General features: G+C 66.9%; 24 protein-coding genes and 1 tRNA gene. 11 read left to right on the plus strand and 14 right to left on the minus strand.

Annotated elements, in window-relative coordinates; translation table 11 throughout:
• Positions 1-15: 15 nt before the first annotated feature.
• From DK26_RS16040 to sugE, 4 genes are all read left to right on the plus strand, one after another.
• Positions 16-993 carry a beta-ketoacyl-ACP synthase III gene (locus DK26_RS16040; RefSeq protein ID WP_066474508.1) on the plus strand — a complete coding sequence of 326 codons (978 nt, stop codon included), beginning with the start codon at positions 16-18 and terminating at the stop codon, positions 991-993.
• Positions 994-1,314: 321 nt separating this feature from the next.
• On the plus strand, positions 1,315-1,629 hold the full coding sequence (locus DK26_RS16045) for an integration host factor subunit alpha (protein ID WP_066474510.1): 315 nt from the start codon (positions 1,315-1,317) through the stop codon (positions 1,627-1,629).
• Between the two features lie 35 nt (positions 1,630-1,664).
• Entirely contained in the window at positions 1,665-2,213 is a 549-nt protein-coding gene (locus tag DK26_RS16050) for a MerR family transcriptional regulator (RefSeq protein WP_066475538.1), read from the plus strand.
• A gap of 103 nt (positions 2,214-2,316) precedes the next feature.
• The gene (gene sugE / locus DK26_RS16055; protein ID WP_066474517.1) at positions 2,317-2,631 is read left to right on the plus strand and encodes a quaternary ammonium compound efflux SMR transporter SugE; all 315 of its coding nucleotides are present in this window, start codon (positions 2,317-2,319) and stop codon (positions 2,629-2,631) included.
• Positions 2,632-2,698: 67 nt separating this feature from the next.
• Here the strand turns inward: sugE and DK26_RS29065 are convergent, their stop codons facing one another.
• The 3 genes from DK26_RS29065 to DK26_RS16065 all read right to left on the minus strand — a co-directional run bounded on the left by DK26_RS29065 (position 2,699) and on the right by DK26_RS16065 (position 4,441).
• Positions 2,699-2,866, minus strand: a complete 168-nt coding sequence (locus DK26_RS29065; RefSeq protein ID WP_157089685.1) for a hypothetical protein — start codon at positions 2,864-2,866, stop codon at positions 2,699-2,701.
• A gap of 85 nt (positions 2,867-2,951) precedes the next feature.
• Positions 2,952-3,911 carry a LysR family transcriptional regulator gene (locus DK26_RS16060; protein WP_066474519.1) on the minus strand — a complete coding sequence of 320 codons (960 nt, stop codon included), beginning with the start codon at positions 3,909-3,911 and terminating at the stop codon, positions 2,952-2,954.
• 104 nt (positions 3,912-4,015) lie between these two features.
• Positions 4,016-4,441: a DoxX family protein gene (locus DK26_RS16065; protein ID WP_066474521.1), complete on the minus strand. Its 426-nt coding sequence runs from the start codon at positions 4,439-4,441 to the stop codon at positions 4,016-4,018.
• A 198-nt stretch (positions 4,442-4,639) separates the two neighbouring features.
• Here DK26_RS16065 and DK26_RS16070 point away from each other — a divergent pair, with 198 nt between their 5' ends.
• Positions 4,640-5,572 (plus strand): ring-cleaving dioxygenase, encoded by a 933-nt coding sequence (locus tag DK26_RS16070; protein ID WP_066474523.1) that lies wholly within the window; start codon positions 4,640-4,642, stop codon positions 5,570-5,572.
• A 61-nt stretch (positions 5,573-5,633) separates the two neighbouring features.
• The gene (locus DK26_RS16075; protein ID WP_066474526.1) at positions 5,634-6,263 is read left to right on the plus strand and encodes an alpha/beta hydrolase; all 630 of its coding nucleotides are present in this window, start codon (positions 5,634-5,636) and stop codon (positions 6,261-6,263) included.
• A 57-nt stretch (positions 6,264-6,320) separates the two neighbouring features.
• Here the strand turns inward: DK26_RS16075 and DK26_RS29070 are convergent, their stop codons facing one another.
• On the minus strand, positions 6,321-6,458 hold the full coding sequence (locus DK26_RS29070; RefSeq protein WP_157089686.1) for a hypothetical protein: 138 nt from the start codon (positions 6,456-6,458) through the stop codon (positions 6,321-6,323).
• Positions 6,459-6,724: 266 nt separating this feature from the next.
• Here DK26_RS29070 and DK26_RS16080 point away from each other — a divergent pair, with 266 nt between their 5' ends.
• Complete coding sequence (locus tag DK26_RS16080; protein WP_066474530.1) at positions 6,725-6,928, plus strand: hypothetical protein; 204 nt, start codon at positions 6,725-6,727, stop codon at positions 6,926-6,928.
• A gap of 54 nt (positions 6,929-6,982) precedes the next feature.
• Here the strand turns inward: DK26_RS16080 and DK26_RS16085 are convergent, their stop codons facing one another.
• Together DK26_RS16085 and DK26_RS16090 are read right to left on the minus strand one after the other, a co-directional pair.
• Positions 6,983-7,261, minus strand: a complete 279-nt coding sequence (locus DK26_RS16085; RefSeq protein WP_066474533.1) for a BrnA antitoxin family protein — start codon at positions 7,259-7,261, stop codon at positions 6,983-6,985.
• 134 nt (positions 7,262-7,395) lie between these two features.
• Positions 7,396-7,473 (minus strand) — tRNA-Pro (locus tag DK26_RS16090).
• A gap of 352 nt (positions 7,474-7,825) precedes the next feature.
• Here DK26_RS16090 and DK26_RS16095 point away from each other — a divergent pair.
• Positions 7,826-8,950, plus strand: coding sequence for a GGDEF domain-containing protein (locus DK26_RS16095; protein WP_198162343.1), 1,125 nt, complete (start codon positions 7,826-7,828; stop codon positions 8,948-8,950).
• Between the two features lie 116 nt (positions 8,951-9,066).
• A complete protein-coding gene (locus DK26_RS16100; protein WP_066474538.1) occupies positions 9,067-9,879 on the plus strand; it encodes a methyltransferase domain-containing protein in 813 nt (270 codons plus the stop codon).
• Here DK26_RS16100 and DK26_RS16105 read toward each other — a convergent pair.
• Both DK26_RS16105 and DK26_RS16110 read right to left on the minus strand, forming a co-directional pair.
• The gene (locus tag DK26_RS16105; protein ID WP_066474541.1) at positions 9,852-11,120 is read right to left on the minus strand and encodes an O-antigen ligase family protein; all 1,269 of its coding nucleotides are present in this window, start codon (positions 11,118-11,120) and stop codon (positions 9,852-9,854) included. The genes DK26_RS16100 and DK26_RS16105 overlap by 28 nt on opposite strands.
• Entirely contained in the window at positions 11,117-12,661 is a 1,545-nt protein-coding gene (locus DK26_RS16110; RefSeq protein WP_066474542.1) for an undecaprenyl-phosphate glucose phosphotransferase, read from the minus strand. The genes DK26_RS16105 and DK26_RS16110 overlap by 4 nt, the downstream gene beginning before the upstream one ends.
• Before the next feature lie 519 nt (positions 12,662-13,180).
• On the opposite strand from DK26_RS16110, the gene DK26_RS16115 reads away from it, so the two are divergent.
• Positions 13,181-13,555, plus strand: coding sequence for an SMR family transporter (locus DK26_RS16115; RefSeq protein WP_066474544.1), 375 nt, complete (start codon positions 13,181-13,183; stop codon positions 13,553-13,555).
• Positions 13,552-13,890, plus strand: coding sequence for an SMR family transporter (locus DK26_RS16120; protein WP_066474545.1), 339 nt, complete (start codon positions 13,552-13,554; stop codon positions 13,888-13,890). The genes DK26_RS16115 and DK26_RS16120 overlap by 4 nt, the downstream gene beginning before the upstream one ends.
• Positions 13,891-13,899: 9 nt before the next feature.
• Here the strand turns inward: DK26_RS16120 and DK26_RS16125 are convergent, their stop codons facing one another.
• The 6 genes from DK26_RS16125 to DK26_RS16150 form a co-directional block, all read right to left on the minus strand.
• The gene (locus tag DK26_RS16125) at positions 13,900-14,259 is read right to left on the minus strand and encodes a hypothetical protein (RefSeq protein ID WP_248309993.1); all 360 of its coding nucleotides are present in this window, start codon (positions 14,257-14,259) and stop codon (positions 13,900-13,902) included.
• A 5-nt stretch (positions 14,260-14,264) separates the two neighbouring features.
• Entirely contained in the window at positions 14,265-15,623 is a 1,359-nt protein-coding gene (locus tag DK26_RS16130) for a sulfite oxidase (RefSeq protein WP_066474549.1), read from the minus strand.
• Positions 15,624-15,725: 102 nt separating this feature from the next.
• Positions 15,726-16,487 carry a hypothetical protein gene (locus DK26_RS16135; RefSeq protein ID WP_157089687.1) on the minus strand — a complete coding sequence of 254 codons (762 nt, stop codon included), beginning with the start codon at positions 16,485-16,487 and terminating at the stop codon, positions 15,726-15,728.
• Positions 16,471-16,995, minus strand: a complete 525-nt coding sequence (locus DK26_RS16140; RefSeq protein WP_066474558.1) for an RNA polymerase sigma factor — start codon at positions 16,993-16,995, stop codon at positions 16,471-16,473. The genes DK26_RS16135 and DK26_RS16140 overlap by 17 nt, the downstream gene beginning before the upstream one ends.
• Positions 16,996-17,138: 143 nt before the next feature.
• Entirely contained in the window at positions 17,139-18,299 is a 1,161-nt protein-coding gene (locus tag DK26_RS16145; RefSeq protein WP_066474560.1) for a glycosyltransferase, read from the minus strand.
• 19 nt (positions 18,300-18,318) lie between these two features.
• Entirely contained in the window at positions 18,319-18,876 is a 558-nt protein-coding gene (locus tag DK26_RS16150) for a polysaccharide biosynthesis/export family protein (RefSeq protein ID WP_066475539.1), read from the minus strand.
• Positions 18,877-18,911: the final 35 nt, after the last annotated feature.

The following is an 18,911-nucleotide window of genomic DNA, read 5'->3' on the forward strand; positions in this document are numbered from 1 at the left end:
AAGAGAGACGCTCCTTTGTCCATCCTGCGATCCGTCCTGCGCGGCTCCGGCTCCTATTTGCCGGCGCAGATCGTCAGCAACGCCGATCTGGCGAAGAAGGTCGACACCACCGACGAGTGGATCGTGCAGCGCACGGGCATACGCGAGCGCCGTATCGCGGCCGAGGGCGAAACCACGGCGACGCTGGGGCTGAAGGCGGCGCAGGCGGCTCTCGCCGATGCCGGCATGGATGCGAGCGAGATCGACCTGATCATCGTCGCGACGGCGACGCCGGACAACACCTTCCCGGCAACCGCGACGCAAATCCAGGCTGCCCTCGGAATCAGCCATGGCGCAGCTTTCGATCTGCAGGCCGTCTGTTCCGGCTTCGTCTTCGGCCTTGCCACCGCCGACAAGTTCCTGACGAGCGGGGCTGCCAAGGCCGCGCTGGTCATCGGAGCCGAGACGTTCTCGCGCATCCTCGACTGGGAGGACCGCACCACCTGCGTCCTCTTCGGCGATGGCGCCGGCGCCGTCGTTCTGACGGCCGAGCCCGGGACCGGAACGCTGGCGGATCGCGGCGTGCTCACCACCCATATCCGCTCCGATGGGCGCTATGCCAACAAGCTCTATGTCGATGGCGGGCCCGGCTCGACCAAGACCGTGGGCTTCCTGCGCATGGAGGGCCGCGAGGTCTTCAAGCACGCGGTGGTCAATCTCGCCGAGACCGTGCGCCACACCTTCGAGGAGACCGGGCTCTCCGGCGACGATATCGACTGGTTCGTGCCGCATCAGGCCAACCGCCGCATCATCGACGCCACCGCCCACAAGCTCGGCATCGGCGAGGACCGGGTCGTCATCACCGTCGATCGGCATGGCAACACCTCAGCCGCCTCGATCCCGCTCGCCTTGGCCGAGGCGCATGCGGACGGGCGCATCAAGCGGGGCCAACTCGTGCTGATCGAGGCGATGGGTGGCGGCTTTACCTGGGGTTCGGCGCTGATCCGCTGGTGACGGCGCTTCAGGCCCTCACGCTAAGTTACTTCGATTTATCGACTTTTTTGGCGGTTATCGCCGCAGATTCTTGCCATTTCAACCTGTGCGTGCGGCGCGAGGATTGACCGAAATTGGCTTGGCGCCTAGAGCAGAAGGCGAAAGCGGAGCCGGTCATCTGGATCTGTCCCGCGCCGACACTTGGTTGAGAGTCGAACGCAGCTTTCGGATCGGAGCGCTCCGCGTGTTCATCCGAAAGTGGCTGGCTCTGGCGTCCGCCGTTTCTGGTAGGGGATGCTTCGACAGGGTAGTGGCTGCTCTATAACGCCTTGGAGGGAGCTGATGGCAGGGCAAACTGTGACGCGCGCGGACCTTTGCGAGGCGGTCTATCAGAAGATCGGCCTGTCGCGGACGGAGTCGTCCAAGCTCGTCGAAGCGGTCCTCGACGAGATCTGCGACGCCGTGGCGCGCGGCGAGAATGTCAAACTTTCTTCGTTCGGCTCGTTCGTCGTACGCGACAAGGGCGAGCGAATCGGGCGTAATCCCAAAACTGGCGTAGAAGTTCCGATCGAGCCGCGTCGCGTCATGGTTTTCAAGCCCTCGAACGTGATGAAGGCCCGGATCAACGGGCAGAACGGCGAGGGTGAAGACGAGTGAGCCTGGAGTTCCACAACGGCGATACCGAGGCCGAATTGGACACCAAGAGCCCAGACGCTTTCCGAACCATCAGCGAGGTCGCCGAAGACCTCGACATACCCCAGCATGTGCTCCGCTTCTGGGAGACGCGTTTCGCCCAGATCAAGCCGCTGAAGCGCGGCGGCGGCCGGCGCTATTACCGCCCTGACGATGTCGCCCTGCTCAAGGGCATCCGCCGCCTGCTCTACGGCGAAGGCTACACCATCAAGGGCCTGCAGCGGATCCTCAAGGAGCAGGGGCCGCGCCACGTCCAGGCGATCGGCCGCGGGGCCGAGATCGCGCCCCAGCCCGGCGCCGCAGCCCGGCCTGCCACGGTCGCGGCCGGACCTGCCGAAGCGGCACGGCACAATCCGGCGCATCAGGCGCCCGCTGGCGAGCCTGGCTTCGCCGCCAAGGCGCTGCTCTCCTCCCTTTCGCAGGCGCCTCAGCCGGCTGCCTTTGGCGACGACGAGCTTGCCTTCCTCAAGGCGACGCTGCACGAGCTCGCCGAATGCCGACGCCTGCTCCGCGCAGCGCTGAGCTCCGGGGCGGTCGAGGAAGCCTGAGCTCGCCAGCGGGCCCTTGTTGCGCAGGCCATCCGTCGTCGATGGTGGTGCCGCTCTCCTTTTTCACGCGTGAACTGGCCCAGCTGCCGGAAAGGAGGGCCTCATGGCCTGGACCTATCTCTTCTTCGCCGGCCTCTTCGAAATCGGCTGGGCGATCGGGCTGAAATATACGCACGGCTTCACGCGGCTGGTCCCGACCGTGCTGACGGTCGCCAGCATGGCGGTCAGCCTCGGCCTGCTCGGCCTCGCTCTGAAGAGCCTGCCGCTCGGTACCGCCTATGCGATCTGGACCGGAATCGGCACGGTCGGGACGGCGGTGCTCGGCATCATCCTGTTCGGTGAGCCAGCGACCGTGCTGCGCCTGCTTTGCATCGGCCTGATCGTTGCGGGGATCGTCGGACTGAAGCTGGTCGGATAGAGCATCGGCCCGAAAAGGGGATTGCGGCTTTCGGAAGACCTGATGCTCCAGCAGGGCGGCTCCCGCCTCAGCGCTGGAAGGCGTCGGGCCAGAAGCCGCTGCGCTCGAGCAGCAGGATCAGGACGATCACGGCGAGCGTCACCACGAGCGTCATCAACTTGGCGTTCCAGGGCGTGCCGCGGCCGATCAGCCAGATCAGCGTCAGGCCCATGATGAGGGGGATCGCGATTTCCATGGGCTCAGTCTAGAGCGGGCTTCGAGCCGAAGGAAACCTCAAATGCGCGGGCGCCTCGTCTGCGCGTCGTGAGCCGCGACGCCGGTCAGCTCGCCGCTGAAGCCTGGATGTCCTCGCCCTGCTCGATCACGGGCTCGGCCACGCCCTCGATCAAGGGCCGCAGGCGGACCAGCTCGCTTGCCATGAAGTCGAGAAACAGCCGCACGCGCGGCGCCTGGCGCAGGTCCGGATGGGTAAGCAGCCATAGATCGGCGGCATAGCCGGCCTGGGGCGGGCCGAGACGCTTCAATCCCGGCCGCTTGTCGCCGATGAAGCAGGGCAGGAAGCCGATCCCGATCCCGGCCTCGACAGCCTCGGCCAGTCCCAGCACCGTGTTCAGCTTGTAGACGACGCGGTCGGGCTCGATGTGCTTCTGCACGTACTGGACGACCTTGAAGGCACCGAACTGGTCGTTGAGCGAGACCCAGCGTCGCTGCGCCAGCGTGCCCTGGTCTGCAGGCGGTCCCGCCGGGAAATCGGCCCCGCGCCCGTAGAGCGCCCAACCGATCCGTGCGGCGCGCCGGCCGACCAGGTTCTCGGGCGGCGTGTCGGTGGCGCGGATCGCGACATCCGCATCGCGCTTGCTGAGGTTGAGCGCCTGGTTGCCGAGCAGGACATCGAGCCGAATGTCCGGGCATTGCCGCATGAAGGCGCCGAACAGCGGCGTCAGCAGCTCGACCAGGAGGGAATCATTGGTGGTGACGCGCAATTCGCCGGCGGGGACGATCTCGCGTCCGGCGAGGCGGCGGGTGAAGCCGGCTATGTCGTGGTCGAGCCGCTCCGCCAGAGCCGCCATCTCCTCGCCGGCCGGCGTCGTCACATAGCCGCTGCGATGACGCTCGAACAGGCGCGTGCCGAGCGCCTCCTCGATCTGGCCGAGACGGCGAAACACCGTCGAATGATTGAGGCCGATCAGCTCGGCCGCAGCCGGCAGACTGCGCGCATCGGCAATGGCCTTGATCAGGCGGAAATCGTCCCAGGCGACAGTGTAGGGCGGGTTCGGCAAGGCGTCGGCTCCGGGGGGCAGGGCGCTCGTGAACGGGTGCCCCTAAAATGGTGCGGGCGGCGGGTTGCAGCAACCCTCCGCCCGTTCAGCCGGAAATCGGCGGCTCAGGCAAGGGCAGCCTGGCGCGAGCCCGGGAGCGGGCCGGAGCGCAGGGCAAAGGCACCGTCGCCGATCAGCACATGCGCGAAGGCGGTCAGCGCGAGGAAGGCGGGATACTCCCAGCCGCCGTTCGGGGCCGTGAAGAGCCAGCCATTCGGGGCGTGGACGGCGAGGGCGCCGAGCAGGACCGGTAGCAGCGCCAGCGAGACATAGCGCCCATAGAAGCCGGTCAGGATGGCGAGGCCGCCGACGAGCTCGGCCAGGATGATCGGCCAGGCCAGGAAGCCCGGCAGGCCGAGCTGGCCGAGGAAACCGGCGAAGCCCGGAACGGTGAAGATGGCGAGCTTGAGATAGGCGTGGGCGATGAACATCAGGCCGAGCGCAACGCGCAGACCGAGGGCGCCATAAGGGGCGAGACGGGTGTCGATCATAATGGTTCTCCGAAGGTCGAGAGGAAAGGCGGGGTCGTTCTGCGGAGAAAGATGCGCGCCGCCGGTGTGCAATTCAAATATCAATTCAACGATGATAATATTGCGTCAATGCAATGAAATCTGACTGGTCAGGACGGGCGCGATCACCATCTTGGCGTCAACGAGGGCGGCGTTCTGCAGCCCGAAAGGACGACGACCATGCAGATCAACGGCATCCATCATGTCACCGCCATCGCCGGTCCGGCTCGCCGCAATCTCGATTTCTACAGCCGCGTACTCGGCCTGCGTCTGGTCAAGAAGACCGTCAATTTCGATGATCCGACGACCTGGCATCTCTATTTCGGCGATGCCGAAGGCGCGCCCGGCACGATCCTGACCTTCTTCCCCTGGGAGCATGTCGCGCCCGGCCGGCTCGGCGTCGGCGAAACGCAGGAGACCGCCTTCCGCATTCCTCCGGCGGCGCTCGATTATTGGGCGAAGCGTTTTTCCAGCCTCGGCGTCGTGCATGATGCGCCCGAGACGCGGTTCGGCGAGACGGTGCTCGCCTTCCGCGATCCGGACGGCATGCGCCTTGCGCTCGTTGCGGTTCCCGGCAGTGAGAGCGAACCGGGCTGGGACAATGGCGAGATTCCCGGCGCCGTCGCGCTCCGCGGCTTCCACGGGGTCACTCTGCTACTGGCCGAAACCGCTCCTACGGCTGCGATCCTGTCCGAGGTCTTCAGCTTCGCCGAGGTTGGGCGCGAGAATGGCATCGTTCGGATGCAGGCTGCCGGCACCGTCCATGGCGGGGTCGTCGACCTGCGCGAGGGGCGCGGCTCCCTGCCTGCCCGTCTCGGCGGCGGCTCGGTCCACCATGTCGCGTTCCGCGCCCATGACGATACCGAGCAGGCGCGGATGGTGAAGCTGCTGTCCGACAGGTTCGGACTGCGCACCACCGGACAGCGCGACCGCAACTACTTCCGCTCGGTCTACTTCCGCGAGCCCGGCGGCGTGCTGTTCGAGATCGCGACAGATGCCCCCGGCTTCGCCGCCGACGAGTCTGCCGAAAGCCTCGGCAGCGCACTCAAGCTGCCGCCGCAATACGAGAAACGCCGCGGCGAGATCGAAGCCGCGCTGCCGGCCCTCGTCTGAGCCGCATCGGCGCGCCGTGTCAGTGCGCCGACATGCTCTCGATCATCAAAGGAGACGAAACATGGCTGAATCCTCTGCCTTCATCCACCGCTTCGAGCCGGCGACGGCGCCCGGCCTGCCTCCGCTGCTGTTGCTTCACGGCACCGGGGGCGACGAGAACGACCTGCTGCCGCTCGGGCGCGCCGTGCTGCCCGGCGCGGCGCTGCTCTCGCCGCGCGGCCAGGTGCTGGAGGGCAGCATGCCGCGCTTCTTCCGCCGGCTCGCCGAAGGCGTCTTCGACGAGGCGGACCTGACGCGGCGCACGCATGAGTTGGCGGATTTCATCGCCGAGGCGCGCACGCGCTACGGGCTGCCGGCGCCGATCACGCTCGGTTTCTCCAATGGCGCCAACATCGCCGCCGCGCTGCTCTTGCTGCGGCCGGAGGTGCTTGCCGGAGCGGCACTGCTGCGGGCGATGGCGCCTTTCGCGAAGCCGCCGGAGGCGCGGCTTCCGGGCAAGCCTGTGCTGCTGCTCTCGGGCAAGCTCGACCCGATCATTCCGGCGGCGAATGCGGCTGGCCTAGCGGCAACGCTGGAAAGGGCCGGCGCTGCGGTCGAGCATCATGTCCTGCCGACGGGGCACGGCCTGTCCCAGGCGGATGTCGGCCTGCTCGAGAACTGGCTTGCGGGGCAGCGGGCGAAGGCCGCGTAAGGCGCGCTCGTCGTCCAGTCTAAGGGTAGGAGGGCAGTCGGGCCGGCGGGCGCCCGCTCAGGCGTGCTTCGAGAGATAGCACATCAGCCCGAGCCCGCCGAGCATGACCGAGATCATGTAGGGCCCGAACAGGCAGGCGACGAAAACCGCCGCGATGAAGCCGAGCATGAGGCCGTTGCGCCAGTCCAGGATCATAATGACAACCTCCTCCTCTGGTGGGCAGCATTATAAAGATAGAGTTGACCCGCTGAACCGCATTTGAATGAAATGCGTTAACCGAACATTGCCGCGGCGGGGCTTTCGTTAACGGGCTGGCGACGACCTCCCGCAGGTCCTTCGCCGCGGTGAATGCCGGCCGGCGGCCACGCTCCGGGCAAAGCGCAGGTATTCACTCGACCGGGTGGCTTCCGTCGTTCTTCACGGCGCTTGCGGCCTGCCCGCGCCAGGTCCACCCTTCCGCGATGGTCACGCTTCTCCTCGTCGTCTCGATGCTCGCGACCGTCGCGACGGCGCTTTGGCTGGCCTTCGAGGGCAATGCCGTGATGGCGCTGCCTTTGACGATCGTCTTCGCCGGCCTGCTCAGGACGATGGTACGCCGTAGCCGGCGCCTGGGGATCACGCCGGCCGAGATCGCCGGGCGTCCGTCGGAGCCGAACCGCGACTGATCCTTCAAGCCCCGCGAACGAGCGGCCGGCCTCCTGCCGGGCAGTCGTTCCGGCTCAGCCGTCGTTCGAGGAGTTGAGTTCGTCTGGCGTCAGGCCATCGCCGCCGCCGACGCCGGCCGCCTCGCGCAGCACCGCGTTGATTCGGTCCTGCCAGCCCGGGCCACCGCTCTGGAAGTGCTCGAGCACCTCGCGGTCGATTCGCAGGGTCACCATTTCCCGCGCGCCGGGAACGGCGACCCGCTTCGGGGGAGGCGCCTTGGGCGCCGCCGGCTTGAACAGGGCCTCGGCAAGCTTGCGAGGATCGCTCGGACGGCGGGTTCGGTCTTGGCTCATGCACGTGCCTCCGGTGAGGATGCGGCAGGCCAGGCAGGCAAAGGGCTGTTCCGCCTGAGCTGGCTTCGTTCGCGAGCCGCGGGCTGGCATGAGCGCAGGGCGCCCAGAGGGCCGAGGCCGAACAGGATGAAAAATGGTCGGAGCGAGAGGATTCGAACCTCCGACCCCTTGTCCCCCAGACAAGTGCGCTAACCGGGCTGCGCTACGCTCCGACGGGTCGGCTTATAGAGGCGCTGCCGCCGCGATGCAACGCGCCAGATGCAGGGTTCTGCAAATCTTCGGTGGGTAGCCTGATTGCCGTACCTTGCCGGTCCGCCCGGGCGCGGGCGTCCGTCGATGCCGGACACCGCCGCGCCAGTGAAGCGCGGCGTCGAAAACTCAGGCGCGTGCTCGCGCAGCTGCGGAAAGGCAGGAGATTGACGCAAAGGCGACAAGGTCTCGGAAAGACTGGCCTGCTATAGCGAAGCCGAATGCTCGCATCGGTGCGAGCGCCGGGACAGGCACGGCGCCGGAGGTACCCTCCCCAAAATGGATTCCAGCACTGCTTTTTTCGCGGCATCACTGATGATGCTCGCCAATGGTACGGTCCTGGGGTTCATGCATGGCGACCTGCCGGTTTCGTTGCGTCCGGCGTCCCGTAGCTGGCAGTCGGGCACGCTGCTCGTCGCCTGCGGTTGCGCGCTGTTCGCGATCCAGCCGCTTGTGCCGCTGGCCTTGTCGGTGACGGTCTCCAACGGCCTGATCCTGCTCGGGCTCACTGCCTATTGCCGGGCGCTCTATGCCTTCTACGAGCGCCCGCCGAGCGTTTGGCTACTTTTGCCGGCGGTCCTGGGAACGCTGGGGGTCTTCTGGTTCTCGGCCATTCAGCCGAACACCGAGATCCGGATCATCATCATTTCCCCAGCCTGGCTCGTGCTCATGGGCAATAGCGCCCTGATCCTGAAGCGCGGCGCGGGTCGCGACGACGCGATGAGCCGACGCATGCTGCTCGCCATCTTCGCCGGCGTGTTCCTGTTCACCATCGTGCGTCTGCTGCACTATCTGAGCCTGGGAATGGCGACGAATTTCAGCATCGCCGACGATGCCAGCTGGATGAACCTCGCCACGCCCATGCTCGCGGCGATCTTGCCGGTGATCGGCACCACCGCCTTCGTGCTGATGTGTTCGGAGCGGATCCGCAGGCAATGGGAGCGGGCCGCGTCGACCGACTATCTCACCGACCTGCCGAACCGGCGCACGCTCACCGCGGCTGGTACGGAACGTTTCAAGGCGGCGCGCGCCCGGGATGAGAGCTTCGCGATCGCCGTCGTCGACATCGACTCGTTCAAGGCCATCAACGACCGTCATGGCCACGATGTCGGCGACATCGCGCTGAAGCATGTCGGGGCCCGCCTGAAATCGGCGACGCGCGATGTCGATCTCGTGGCGCGTACCGGCGGCGAGGAGTTCGTGGTGCTGTTCGACCGGGTCGAGCCCGATCAGGTCGAAGCCGCGGCCGAGCGGCTGCGCGCGGCGGTCCGGGCGCATCCCTTCGCTGCCGGCGCGGTCAAGATCCCGATTACCGTCTCTGTCGGCGTCGCCATCTCCCGAGCCGATGACGCGGATTTCAACGCTCTGCTCCGGCGCGCGGACGAGGCGCTCTACGCGGCGAAATCGGCCGGCCGGAACCAGGTCAAGCTGGCAGCCTGAAGCTCGCGCGGCACTTGACGCTGTGGCGCCTTAACCATTCGTTAATCATTCGATTGCGGCGACGGCGCCTTGGACGCAAGGTTGCGCCTTGAATTCGCAATCGCGAGAGAAACGTCATGTCGATGGCATTGGCCGACCGCAGACCACGCCCTGCGCGCGCCGCGGCCGAGTCGGGCAGGGGCTCGCTGGAGAGCTTCTTTGCCGGTCTCGCGCCTGACTGGCATTCGCGCTGGGCCTGGGACCATTACGAGGCGACGATCCTGGCGCTGGCGCATCAGTTCGGGCTGAAGCGCCTCTGCGAGGTCGGCGGCGGGCGTGATCCGCTGTTTTCGCCCGAGGAGGCCCGCCGCTACGGGCTCGATCTCGTCGTCAACGACATCGATGCCGGCGAGTTGGCTTTGACCCCGAAAGGCCTGCGCACCGCCCGTTTCGACATCGCCGGTGACCTTTCCGAGCCGGACATCGCACGCGGCGGCTACGACATGATGGTCTCGCGCATGGTCTTCGAGCACGTCCACGACGTCGAGCGGGCCTGGACCAATATTCATGCGCTGCTGGCGCCGGGCGGTGTCGGCCTCGCCTTCATTCCGACGCTCTGGGCGCCGGTCTTCGCCCTCAACCACGTGCTGCCTGAGAAGGCATCGCGCGCCATCGTGCATGCGCTGTTCCCCGCCCGGCGCGAAGGCGGAGATGACCCGAAGTTCCCCGCCTACTACGACTGGTGTCGCGGCAGCCGCGCCTCGCTCGCGCCGATGCTGAAGCGTGCCGGTTTCAGCGACATCCATGTCCAGCCCTTCTGGGGGCATGGCTATTTCGAGAGGATGCCGGGCGTGCGTCAGGCCGACGACATCTTCAACCGGCTGGCGGCCAGGGTCGGCTGGGAGTCCGTGACGACCTACGCCTACGTCGTCGTCCGCAAGGAGCGCTGAGCCTCATCGGTGCGGGGCGGCTGGTTCGGCGTGATCACCGCCAGGCCCCAGACCAGGCCGAGCATCAGGTAGAAATGGCGCCAGTGGTCGGTGTCGATCTGCAGGCCCTGCAGGATGGTGACGAACAGCACCGACCAGAGCACGATCGCATGCCCCTGCCAGGGCGTGCGGCGGAACACGATGCGCCAGCCGGCGATGCAGGTCGCGGCGGTCAGTGCCAGGAAGGAGAAGCCGCCGAGCCAGCCATAGGAGGCGAAGGCGTTGATGTAGACATTGTGCGGATCTTCCGGGAAGTACCAGCGGAAGCGCAGCGGGCCGAAGCCGTTGGGCAAATCGAGCAGGAGCGGGATCGAGCGTAGCTGGTTGCCGAAGCGGCCGGTGACGCCTTGGTCGTAGTCCTGATCGAGGCTGGCGCGGACCTCGAAGACGCTGCGGATGTTCTCGAAGGACAACGCGATCAGCATCGCGACGACGACCAGCATCAGCGAGACCAGCGTCAGGAAGACGATGCGGGTGCGCTGTGCGCTGCTCGTAGAGGTCAGGAAGGCCAGCGCCGTCATCATCAGCGTCGCGGCGGCGAGGTTGGCCCAGGCACCGCGCGAGAAGGTCAGGAACAGCGCGAGCAGCGGCACGCTCATCAGCAGGAAGCCCTTGACCAGGCCGATCCGCCCGGTGAGCACGGCGTGCAGCGCGTAGACGATCGGAAGCACCAGGAAGGGTCCGAGCACGTTCGGGTCCTTGAAGGTGCCGGAGGCGCGGCCATAGAGGGCGAGCACGCTGCCCAGCCCGGCGATGTCGAAATAGCCGAGCAGGCCGGCAAGGCCGGCGCACCAGGCGGAGAAGAGATAGCCCTTGCGCAGCGTGTCGAGGCGCCCGAGCGGATCCTCCGCCATGATCGCGGCGAAGAAGATCGCGGTCAGCATCAGATAGACCGAGACGGCAGTGAAGCGGACCGAGGGCGCCTCGTCCATCCAGGGCAGCAGCGAGAAGACGCCGCCGAGATTGTAGAGCAGCAACAGGATCGCCAGGGGCAGCAGCTTCTGGGAGAAGCGTATACCGGTCAGCGTGAAGACGAAGAGCGCGATCAGAAAGACGAATTCGTAGGGCGAGGGCTCGATCAGGGCGAAGCCGCTCGAGGCCGTGAGCAGCCACAGGGCTCCACGCTTGATCGCGGCATAGGAAATCTGCAGGCGGCCATACTGGCGCCCGCCGGCCTCTCCGCCCTGCGCCAGCGCGCTCAATAGGCGTTCTCGTTCTTGGTCAGCAGCGAGAGCGGCGTCTTGATGAGGATGTAGATGTCGAGCAGCACCGACCAGTTCTCGATGTAGTAGAGGTCGTGCTCGACGCGGCGCTGGATCTTGTCCTCGGTGTCGGTTTCGCCGCGCCAGCCATTGATCTGGGCCCAGCCGGTGATGCCGGGCTTGACCTTGTGGCGGGCGAAATAGCCGTCGACCACCTGCTCATAGGCGCGGTTTGAGGCGGTGGCGTGGATCGCATGCGGGCGCGGGCCGACCAGAGAGAGATTGCCCTTGAAGACGACGTTCAGCAGTTGCGGCAATTCGTCGATCGAGGTCCTGCGGATGACGCGGCCGACACGGGTGACGCGCGGATCGTCCTTGGTGACCTGCTTGGCGGCGGCGAAATCGCTCATCTCGTGATAGAGCGAGCGGAATTTCAGCACCTCGATCAACTCGTTGTTGAAGCCGTAGCGCTTCTGGCGGAACAGGATGGGGCCCTTCGAGTCGAGCTTGATCGCGATCGCGGTCGCCAGCATCAGCGGCGAGAGCAGGATCAGTGCCAGCGTGCCGACGATCTTGTCGAACAGCCATTTGACGACGATGTCCCAGTCGGCGATCGGCCGGTCGAAGACATCGAGCACCGGGACGGCGCCGATATAGGAATAGGAGCGCGGTCGGAAGCGCAGCTTCGACATGTGGGCCGACAGCCGGATGTCGATCGGCAGCACCCAGAGTTTGCGCAGCATGGTCAAGAGCCGCGCTTCCGCCGAGATCGGCAGAGTGAAGATCACGAGGTCGAGCTTGGTGCGGCGGGCGAATTCGACGAGATCGTCGATCGTGCCGAGCTTGGGATAACCGGCGACGAGATCAGGCGAGCGGTCGTCATTGCGGTCGTCGAAGACACCGCAGATGCGCAGGCCGGTGTCGCGCTGAGCTTCCAGCGCCTTGATCAGCTCCTCTCCGGCGGGGCCGCCGCCGACGATCGCGGTCCGCCGCTCCAGCCGCCCGAGCCGGGTCAGGCGCAGGACGATCAGTGCCACCGCCAGCCGCTCGGCCAGGAGCAGGACGAGGCCGCCGAGATAGAAGCCCGCCAGCCAGACGCGCGAGACCTGGTCGCCGATCTTGAGGAAGAAGAACGCCGCCAGCGTCAGCAGGAACAACAGGGTCCAGCCGGCGATGATCCGCACCGCCATGGTGACGAAGTTGCGCAGGGCACCGACATGATAGAGGTGCAGCGCCTGGAAAGCGGCGAGCGCGCCGATCGCGACCAGAGGGACAGTCAGCTGATAGGGCAGGCTGTTGGCGACATTGCCGGCGGCGTAGAGCCAGTAGATCAGGCCGCCGACGCCGGCGATGACGAGGATGTCGGCCAACCGCACCAGCCCTTCGATCAGCACCGGCGAGAGCGTGCGCTTCACCGGCATGGCGGCGATGCGCTCGGCCAGCGGGTGGAAGGCACGGGTGGAGCCGGATGCGGGCGTGCCATCCTGTGTCGGGCCGGCCGAATCCGCCTTGATCAGGTCGCGAACGTCGAAAGCGCCCATCTCGTCATTCCTCTCCGCCTGCCCGCACCAGAGGCGCGAGCATCGGCAGTCGACTAGCGCAAATTGCTCTCGGAAGGTTTAATCCGCCGCTGCGAAAGGTGCAGCGATTTGAGCTCGTCCGCGAGCGTTTCGGTGCCTGCAGACCCCGCCGGCAGGGGCTTCGGAGCCGTGTTGAGCGCTGCTCGATTTTCGCTTGGGCCTTCAAGGTGATAGCGGCGGTTTTCATGGTATCGAAATCGCTGTGAGAACACGCCGGAAATCACTGAAAACGGCGTAAGCGTTGACAAAAAGCATAGATTCCGGCATTTAGGGCTGCGATGAGCGACTGAGAAGCACATATTTTCTGGCTTCCGCCCCCGGAATTTTCGGGAACTGGGCGAGATGCTGTGCTGACCTTCGGTGATAGCCGAAGCGTTTCTTCTACTCTCTTGCTTCGTCTTTAAAACGCCAACGATGCGCACCCCGCCGACGTCGCACCCGCGTCGCCGGCGCCTTGGGCCCGCGCCAATTGTGTGACCTGTGTCTTTTCACTGGATTGTCCTGCTCGCGGCGGTTGCCGTCGAGGTTCTCGCTACGTCGGCGCTGAAGGTCTTCGTTTCAGCGCCGCTCTTCCTGGCCTTTCTGCCGCTTGTGCTGATCGGTCTTTCCTTCGCTCTCCTCAGCCTGGCGCTGCGCGTCATTCCGATGGCGGTCGCCTATGCGGTCTGGGAAGGGCTCGGTATCGTCGGCATCGCCGTCATCGGCCATGTCCTGTTCGCCGAACATCTGACGCCGGAGCGCCTCGCGGCGCTAGCCATGATCGTTGCCGGCATCGTGCTGCTCGAGCGCGGCGTCGGCCATGACGAGGCCGGCGATGATGAGGTCGGCCATGACCAGCAGAGGAGGGCGGCATGAGCGCCACCTTCTCTCCGCAAGGTCTCGCCATTCTCTGGCTCGTCCTCGCAGTCGGGCTCGAGGTCGCCGGAACGGCCCTGCTCAAGCTCTCCGACGGTCTGAAGCGCCGGCTGATCGGCGGTGCCGGCGTCGTCCTCGTCGTCGGCGCCTTCGGCGCGCTTGCCCAGGCGATCCGCGGCATGGACCTATCGGTCGCCTATGCCGTCTGGGGCGGGGCGGGACTTGTGATCACCGCCGTCGTCGGCGCGCTCGCCTTCGGCCAGGCTATCCGCCCGGCGGGATGGCTCGGTATCGCGCTGGTCGTCGCCGGCGTCGTGGCGCTCAAGCTCGCCTGAGCCCGTTCCTCACTGCAGGAACGGGTTCTTCCAGCCGCCCTGCTGTGCGGGGGCCTTGGGCGGGAAGCTCGCCTCCAGATAGTCGAGCACCTTCTTGCGGTCCTCGTCCGCCATTGGCTGCATGTTGTGCTTGGTGACCATCCAGGCGAGCGTCTCGTCCCATTTGTCGCGGCTCATGCCCTGGGCCGCGACCAACTTGAAGTTATGACAGGCGACGCAGGCGTAGAACGCCTCCTCGCGATGCGGCGCCTCCGGGAACATCTCGGGCGTCTCCTCGGCGGGGGCAGGCGCCTGCGCCATGGCCAGCGACGCCGTGAGTATGACTGCCGCGCCGAGCGTGAGCCCGGCGCGGCGCAACAACGAACCCATCGAGATCATCCGACCAGCACCGCCACCCGGTGCATCGGGTTTGCGCCGTAGCCCTGCGGATTCCAGCCGCCGGCGACATGCGGCTGCGCCCGGCCCTTGGAATCGGTCGCACGCACCCAGAGCTCGTAATAGCCATCGGAGGGCAGTTCGACCTCGGCCGTCCAGCGTCGCCAGTCGAAGCGGTTGCGCGGGTCGGCGGCCTTGGCCTGCTGCCAGGTCGCGCCGAAGTCGATCGAGACGTCGACGCGGGAGATGCCGTCATGCCCGTCCCAGGCGGCGCCGCGCAAGGCGAGCTTGCGCGTGCCGGCCGGCAGGCGCGTGCCATTGGCCGGGTTGGTGATGATGCCGCGCACCGGCATGGTCGTCATGGTGCGCATGTTGGATTCGTCGGTCTTGCCGCCGGGGATCATCGGCTTGATCGCGACCGAATAGGACGTCCCGCCCATGCCCTGGCCGTCATGGACCTTGTCGCGGATCGCGATCCGCTTCAGCCACTTGTGCGAGACCGAGGCCGGGAAACCGGGAACGATCACGCGCAGCGGTCCGCCATGGATGTTGTTGAGCGGCTGGCCGTTCATCGCCCAGACCAGCAGCGCATGCTGTTCCATCGCAGCCTCGATCGGCACGCCGCGCGACAGCACGTCCTTGCTCGGATCGCCCGAGAGGTGCTGGTCGGCGCCGTAATTGCCGGTGTGGACCGCGCTCGATTTCAGCCCGGCGCTCTTCAGCACCTCGGCGAGCGAGGCTCCGGTCCATTCGGCGCAGCCGGCGCCGCCATTGGTCCACTGGTTGCCGCGGGCGGTCGGCTGGAAGAAGGAGCGGCCATTGCCGCCGCATTCCAGCACCATGCGATAGGTCTTGGCCGCGAATTTCTGCTTGAGTTCGCCGAGCTTCATCTTCAGCGGGGTGTTGACCTCGCCATCGATGCTGAACTCCCAGGCATCGCCTTCGGTGAAGCCTTCCGGGGTCTGACCGTTGTTGCGGATGTAGAACTTCTCGGTCGGCGTGGTGTCGTCGTCGAGCATGTGCTCCGGCGTCTCGGCGACGAGCGGCCGGTCGCCGAGCAGGACGAGGCCCTTGGCCTTGCCTGGGAAGTCGAGGATCTGCGGGCCTTTCGGCGCTGCGGCGGGCGGTGCGCCAGCCGGCGCCGGGGTGCCCTGCGCCATCGCGGCCGGGATCAGCCCTGCAGGCATGTTGGCCGAGAACGGGATCGCGCCGCCGACGGCTGCACCCATCGCCGCAAGGCCGGCACCACCCAGGAAGCCGCGCCGCGAGGAATCGGTACGCCGGCCGAAAGCCTGCGCATCGGCGCGCTCGGGATCATCGCGATAAAGTTCGGCCAGGGAGCGTTCAGCCTTCGCCATCAGTTTCCTCCATGAGGCGCCTTCGGAAATCGCGCCACTGAAGGATGAGACGTGCGAGCAGCTGAAATCATTCCATGCTGCCGCGTCTTTTTTGACGAAGCCTCAGGCGAGGCAGGACGGCGCTGCGCTCCAATCCTGGCGCAGCGCGGTGCGCAGGGGCTCGATGCCATGGCCGGGATGCATCGTCAGGTCCCTCAGGAAGCCGGCCATGATGGCGAAACGCGCCGCCGGCATGCCGGTTGCGATCAGGAGATAGCTTTTGCCCCCCGTGTTCCAGCGGGCGAGCGCATGCGGCGTCTCGCTGTTGCCGGGCGGGCGCTCGGGCTGAAGCTGCGTGGTGACGTGCAGGCTGAGGCGGCAGCCGCGCGCGCCGGTGAAGCCGGCATGCTCCTCGCCAGCGTCGGCGGTGCTGCGCCAGGCCGGTAGCAGGCCGAGCCGGGCGAGCTCGCTCGCGATCGGGTCGGAGGAGGCGTGCATCACGCCCTCGGTCGGGACAGTGTCTGCATGGCGTTCATGGGCGGCGAGCGACGTGGCCAGGAATTGGTCGCCCGACGGGAAGTCGCTCGGTCGAAGGGCAAAGAGTGCTGTGCCCGTGACGAGGACCAGTGCAGCTGCCGCTGCGAGGTTGCGATAGCGCCGCTGCGGCGGCGCCTTGGTCCGGGGGAAGGGCGGCGCGTCGCCCATCGGCAGTGCTCGCAACTGCTCCTTCAGCCCGATGATGCCGCGCAGGGCCTGCGCCGCCGGAGGCGAGGCGCCGAGCAGGGCCGCGACCTCGCGCTGGTCGGCCACCGCCAACTCGCCATCGGCGAAGGCGTTGAGCCGCTCCCAATCGGCCGGGCCGGGCATGTCAGCGTGTCGCGACATGGCGCTGCGGCAGCATGCGGATATTGGTCTCACCGATGATCGCGAGCATGGTGGCCCGCGCTCGCGCCAGCCGGCTCATCACCGTGCCGGCCGGCACGCCGATGATCGCCGCCGCTTCGGCGTAGCTGAAGCCGTCGAGATCCACCAAAACCACCACCTCTTTCATCGCGAGCGGCAATTGCTCGAGCGCCTGTCGCACCGTGATGGCGCTGAGTGCGCGCTCGGCATACCGCCAGTCGATCGGTTCGGGCGCCTCGCTGCCCGCCTCGCGCGCCTGCCGCCGACTCTGGTCGACCAGCAGATTGCGCAGGATGCAGTAGAGCCAGCGCCTATAGGCGACATCGTCCGCGGGCTCGGTTTTCGCGCTCAGCACCTTCAGCGCCGCCTCCTGGGCAGCGTCACCGGCCCGTTCGCGATCCCGCGTCAGGGCGCAGGCATAGCGGAACAGCCGAGTCCATTCGCGTTCGAGCCGCGCATTGCGCGCCGACTTGCGTCCGTCGCGCCACATGATCGCGCCATCCGAACCAGTTCTCGTGCGACGGGAAACAGGCCATCGCCGGCCCGCCGCAGTGAGGGAGAGGTCAGCCTATATCGCAGGGCAGGCGAAAGTCGAACCGCTTTTCTCGTCCGACACGGAAAGGCCGCCGGCGATCAGCCAAGTCGCTTGGCGAGCGCGCTGCGATAGGCGCCGAGCACGCCGTCGACCATCGCGTTCAGGCAGAAATTCGCCCGGACATAGCTGGCGAGATCGGTCGCTTCGGCGCGGCGTGCCGCTTCCGGCATGGCGAGCGTCGCGCGGATCGTGTCGGCGAGGATCGTTGGGTCGTTGGGTGGGATCAGCCGGGGCGCGTGCTTCGGGCCGTAGATTTCCTTGATGCCGCCGACATCGGTTGAGATCAGCGGCTGGGCCGCGGCTGCGGCCTCGAGAATGACATAGGGCAGCGATTCCGCGCGTGACGGAATCACCATGATCCTGGCCTTGGCCAGTGCGGCGCGGATCGGGCCGGGCGGCTCGAAGACGCATTGCTCGGCAACGTCATGCTCGACGGTCATCTGCTTGAGCAGGGCCTCGTCCGGCCCGGAGCCGACGATCAGGACGCGCGGGGTCAGCCCGTCGCGCCCCTTCAGGATCTCCAGCGACTCGATCAGCGTGTCGACGCCCTTGGCTGAGCGCAATTCGCCGAGATAGACGAGATCGAAGCTCGCAGAGGAATGGTCGATCGGCGCGAACTCGGCCTCCGAAATGCCGTTCAGCACGATGCGATGATCGGTGCGCGGCAGATGGCCGGTGCAGGCCTGGAAGCGGCCGGCGATGAAGGCGCTCTCGAACAGGAACATGTCGGTCGCCGGCTCGAGCAGGCGCTCGACCCCCATATAGACGCGGTGTTCGGTGCTGCCCGGCTTGTAGTTGAAGCTGCCGCCATGGGGCGTGTAGGCCGTGACATAGCGGCGGCCGGGCGAGGTCAGCGCCGGCAGGCGCGCATAGACCCCGCCCTTCGAGCCATGCGCATGCACGACCTGCGGTGCCACTCGCCGCCGCGTCGCGACCGCCGAAAGCTGGGCCCTGGCGTCGGTCAGGCTCGGATAGCGCGACATCGGCACGCGCGTCACGCCAAGCGAGAGCCTGGGTCCGAGCTCGGCGAAGACCTCGTCGGCGCGGGCGCCTCCGGTCGTCGAATCGCAGAAGATGCCGACCTCGTGGCCGCGTTCGACCTGGCCGCGCGCGAGATCGAGCACATGCCGGAACAGCCCGCCGAGCGGGGCGCGGAAGACATGCAGGATCCGCAGGGGGCCGGCGTCGGTCGCGGGCATGACGATGGGCTCCGCGCCTCTAGAACCAGCGTTCCTTGATCACGATGGTGTCGCCGGGGCGCACCGCATAGGTGATCGGCACCGTCGCGGTGACGAGCTGGCCGTCCATCAGGCGGGTGACCTCGGCGAAGTTGCGCTGGCCGCGCGGCGTGAAGCCGCCGGCGATCGCCACCGCGGTCTGCACCGTCATGCCGTTGACGAAGGGGAACTGGCCGGAATTGGTGACTTCGCCGAGCACGAAGAACGGCCGGTAGGCGTCGACCTCGACCGAGACCCTCGGCTCACGCAGATAGCCGGAGCGCAGCCGCGCCTCGATCGCGCGTTCGAGCTGGGCGGTGGTGCGGCCATTGGCATCGACAGCGCCGATCAGCGGCATCGAGATCCGGCCGCTGCCGTCTACGGCATAGACGTTGGAGAGGTTGTCCTGGCCGAAGACGATGATGCGCAGCCGGTCGCCGCTGGCGAGCTGATAGGGCCCTGCGCTCTCGACGGAAAATTCCGGCGCGACGATGCGAGGTGCGCAGCTTGCCGCCGCAAGCGCGACCGCCAGCGCAAGACAGACGGGGCGTCTACTCATCATCGCGTGCTGAACCCATCGAAAAATCCGGGGTC

Origin of the sequence: Allobosea sp. WAO, from assembly GCF_001509835.1 — a bacterium.
In the GTDB taxonomy this organism is placed as follows: domain Bacteria; phylum Pseudomonadota; class Alphaproteobacteria; order Rhizobiales; family Beijerinckiaceae; genus Allobosea.

Coding starts and splice junctions, on each gene's coding strand:
- DK26_RS16120 (WP_066474545.1), top strand. CDS start 13,552: ATGAGCGCCACCTTCTCTCCGCAAGGTCTCGCCATTCTCTGGCTCGTC.
- DK26_RS16085 (WP_066474533.1), bottom strand. CDS start 7,261: ATGAGCCAAGACCGAACCCGCCGTCCGAGCGATCCTCGCAAGCTTGCC.
- DK26_RS16135 (WP_157089687.1), bottom strand. CDS start 16,487: ATGTCGCGACACGCTGACATGCCCGGCCCGGCCGATTGGGAGCGGCTC.
- sugE (WP_066474517.1), top strand. CDS start 2,317: ATGGCCTGGACCTATCTCTTCTTCGCCGGCCTCTTCGAAATCGGCTGG.
- DK26_RS16140 (WP_066474558.1), bottom strand. CDS start 16,995: ATGTGGCGCGACGGACGCAAGTCGGCGCGCAATGCGCGGCTCGAACGC.
- DK26_RS16080 (WP_066474530.1), top strand. CDS start 6,725: ATGGTCACGCTTCTCCTCGTCGTCTCGATGCTCGCGACCGTCGCGACG.
- DK26_RS16125 (WP_248309993.1), bottom strand. CDS start 14,259: ATGGGTTCGTTGTTGCGCCGCGCCGGGCTCACGCTCGGCGCGGCAGTC.
- DK26_RS29065 (WP_157089685.1), bottom strand. CDS start 2,866: ATGGAAATCGCGATCCCCCTCATCATGGGCCTGACGCTGATCTGGCTG.
- DK26_RS16130 (WP_066474549.1), bottom strand. CDS start 15,623: ATGGCGAAGGCTGAACGCTCCCTGGCCGAACTTTATCGCGATGATCCC.
- DK26_RS16100 (WP_066474538.1), top strand. CDS start 9,067: ATGTCGATGGCATTGGCCGACCGCAGACCACGCCCTGCGCGCGCCGCG.
- DK26_RS16075 (WP_066474526.1), top strand. CDS start 5,634: ATGGCTGAATCCTCTGCCTTCATCCACCGCTTCGAGCCGGCGACGGCG.
- DK26_RS16110 (WP_066474542.1), bottom strand. CDS start 12,661: ATGGGCGCTTTCGACGTTCGCGACCTGATCAAGGCGGATTCGGCCGGC.
- DK26_RS16045 (WP_066474510.1), top strand. CDS start 1,315: ATGGCAGGGCAAACTGTGACGCGCGCGGACCTTTGCGAGGCGGTCTAT.
- DK26_RS16150 (WP_066475539.1), bottom strand. CDS start 18,876: ATGAGTAGACGCCCCGTCTGTCTTGCGCTGGCGGTCGCGCTTGCGGCG.
- DK26_RS29070 (WP_157089686.1), bottom strand. CDS start 6,458: ATGATCCTGGACTGGCGCAACGGCCTCATGCTCGGCTTCATCGCGGCG.
- DK26_RS16065 (WP_066474521.1), bottom strand. CDS start 4,441: ATGATCGACACCCGTCTCGCCCCTTATGGCGCCCTCGGTCTGCGCGTT.
- DK26_RS16095 (WP_198162343.1), top strand. CDS start 7,826: ATGATGCTCGCCAATGGTACGGTCCTGGGGTTCATGCATGGCGACCTG.
- DK26_RS16070 (WP_066474523.1), top strand. CDS start 4,640: ATGCAGATCAACGGCATCCATCATGTCACCGCCATCGCCGGTCCGGCT.
- DK26_RS16145 (WP_066474560.1), bottom strand. CDS start 18,299: ATGCCCGCGACCGACGCCGGCCCCCTGCGGATCCTGCATGTCTTCCGC.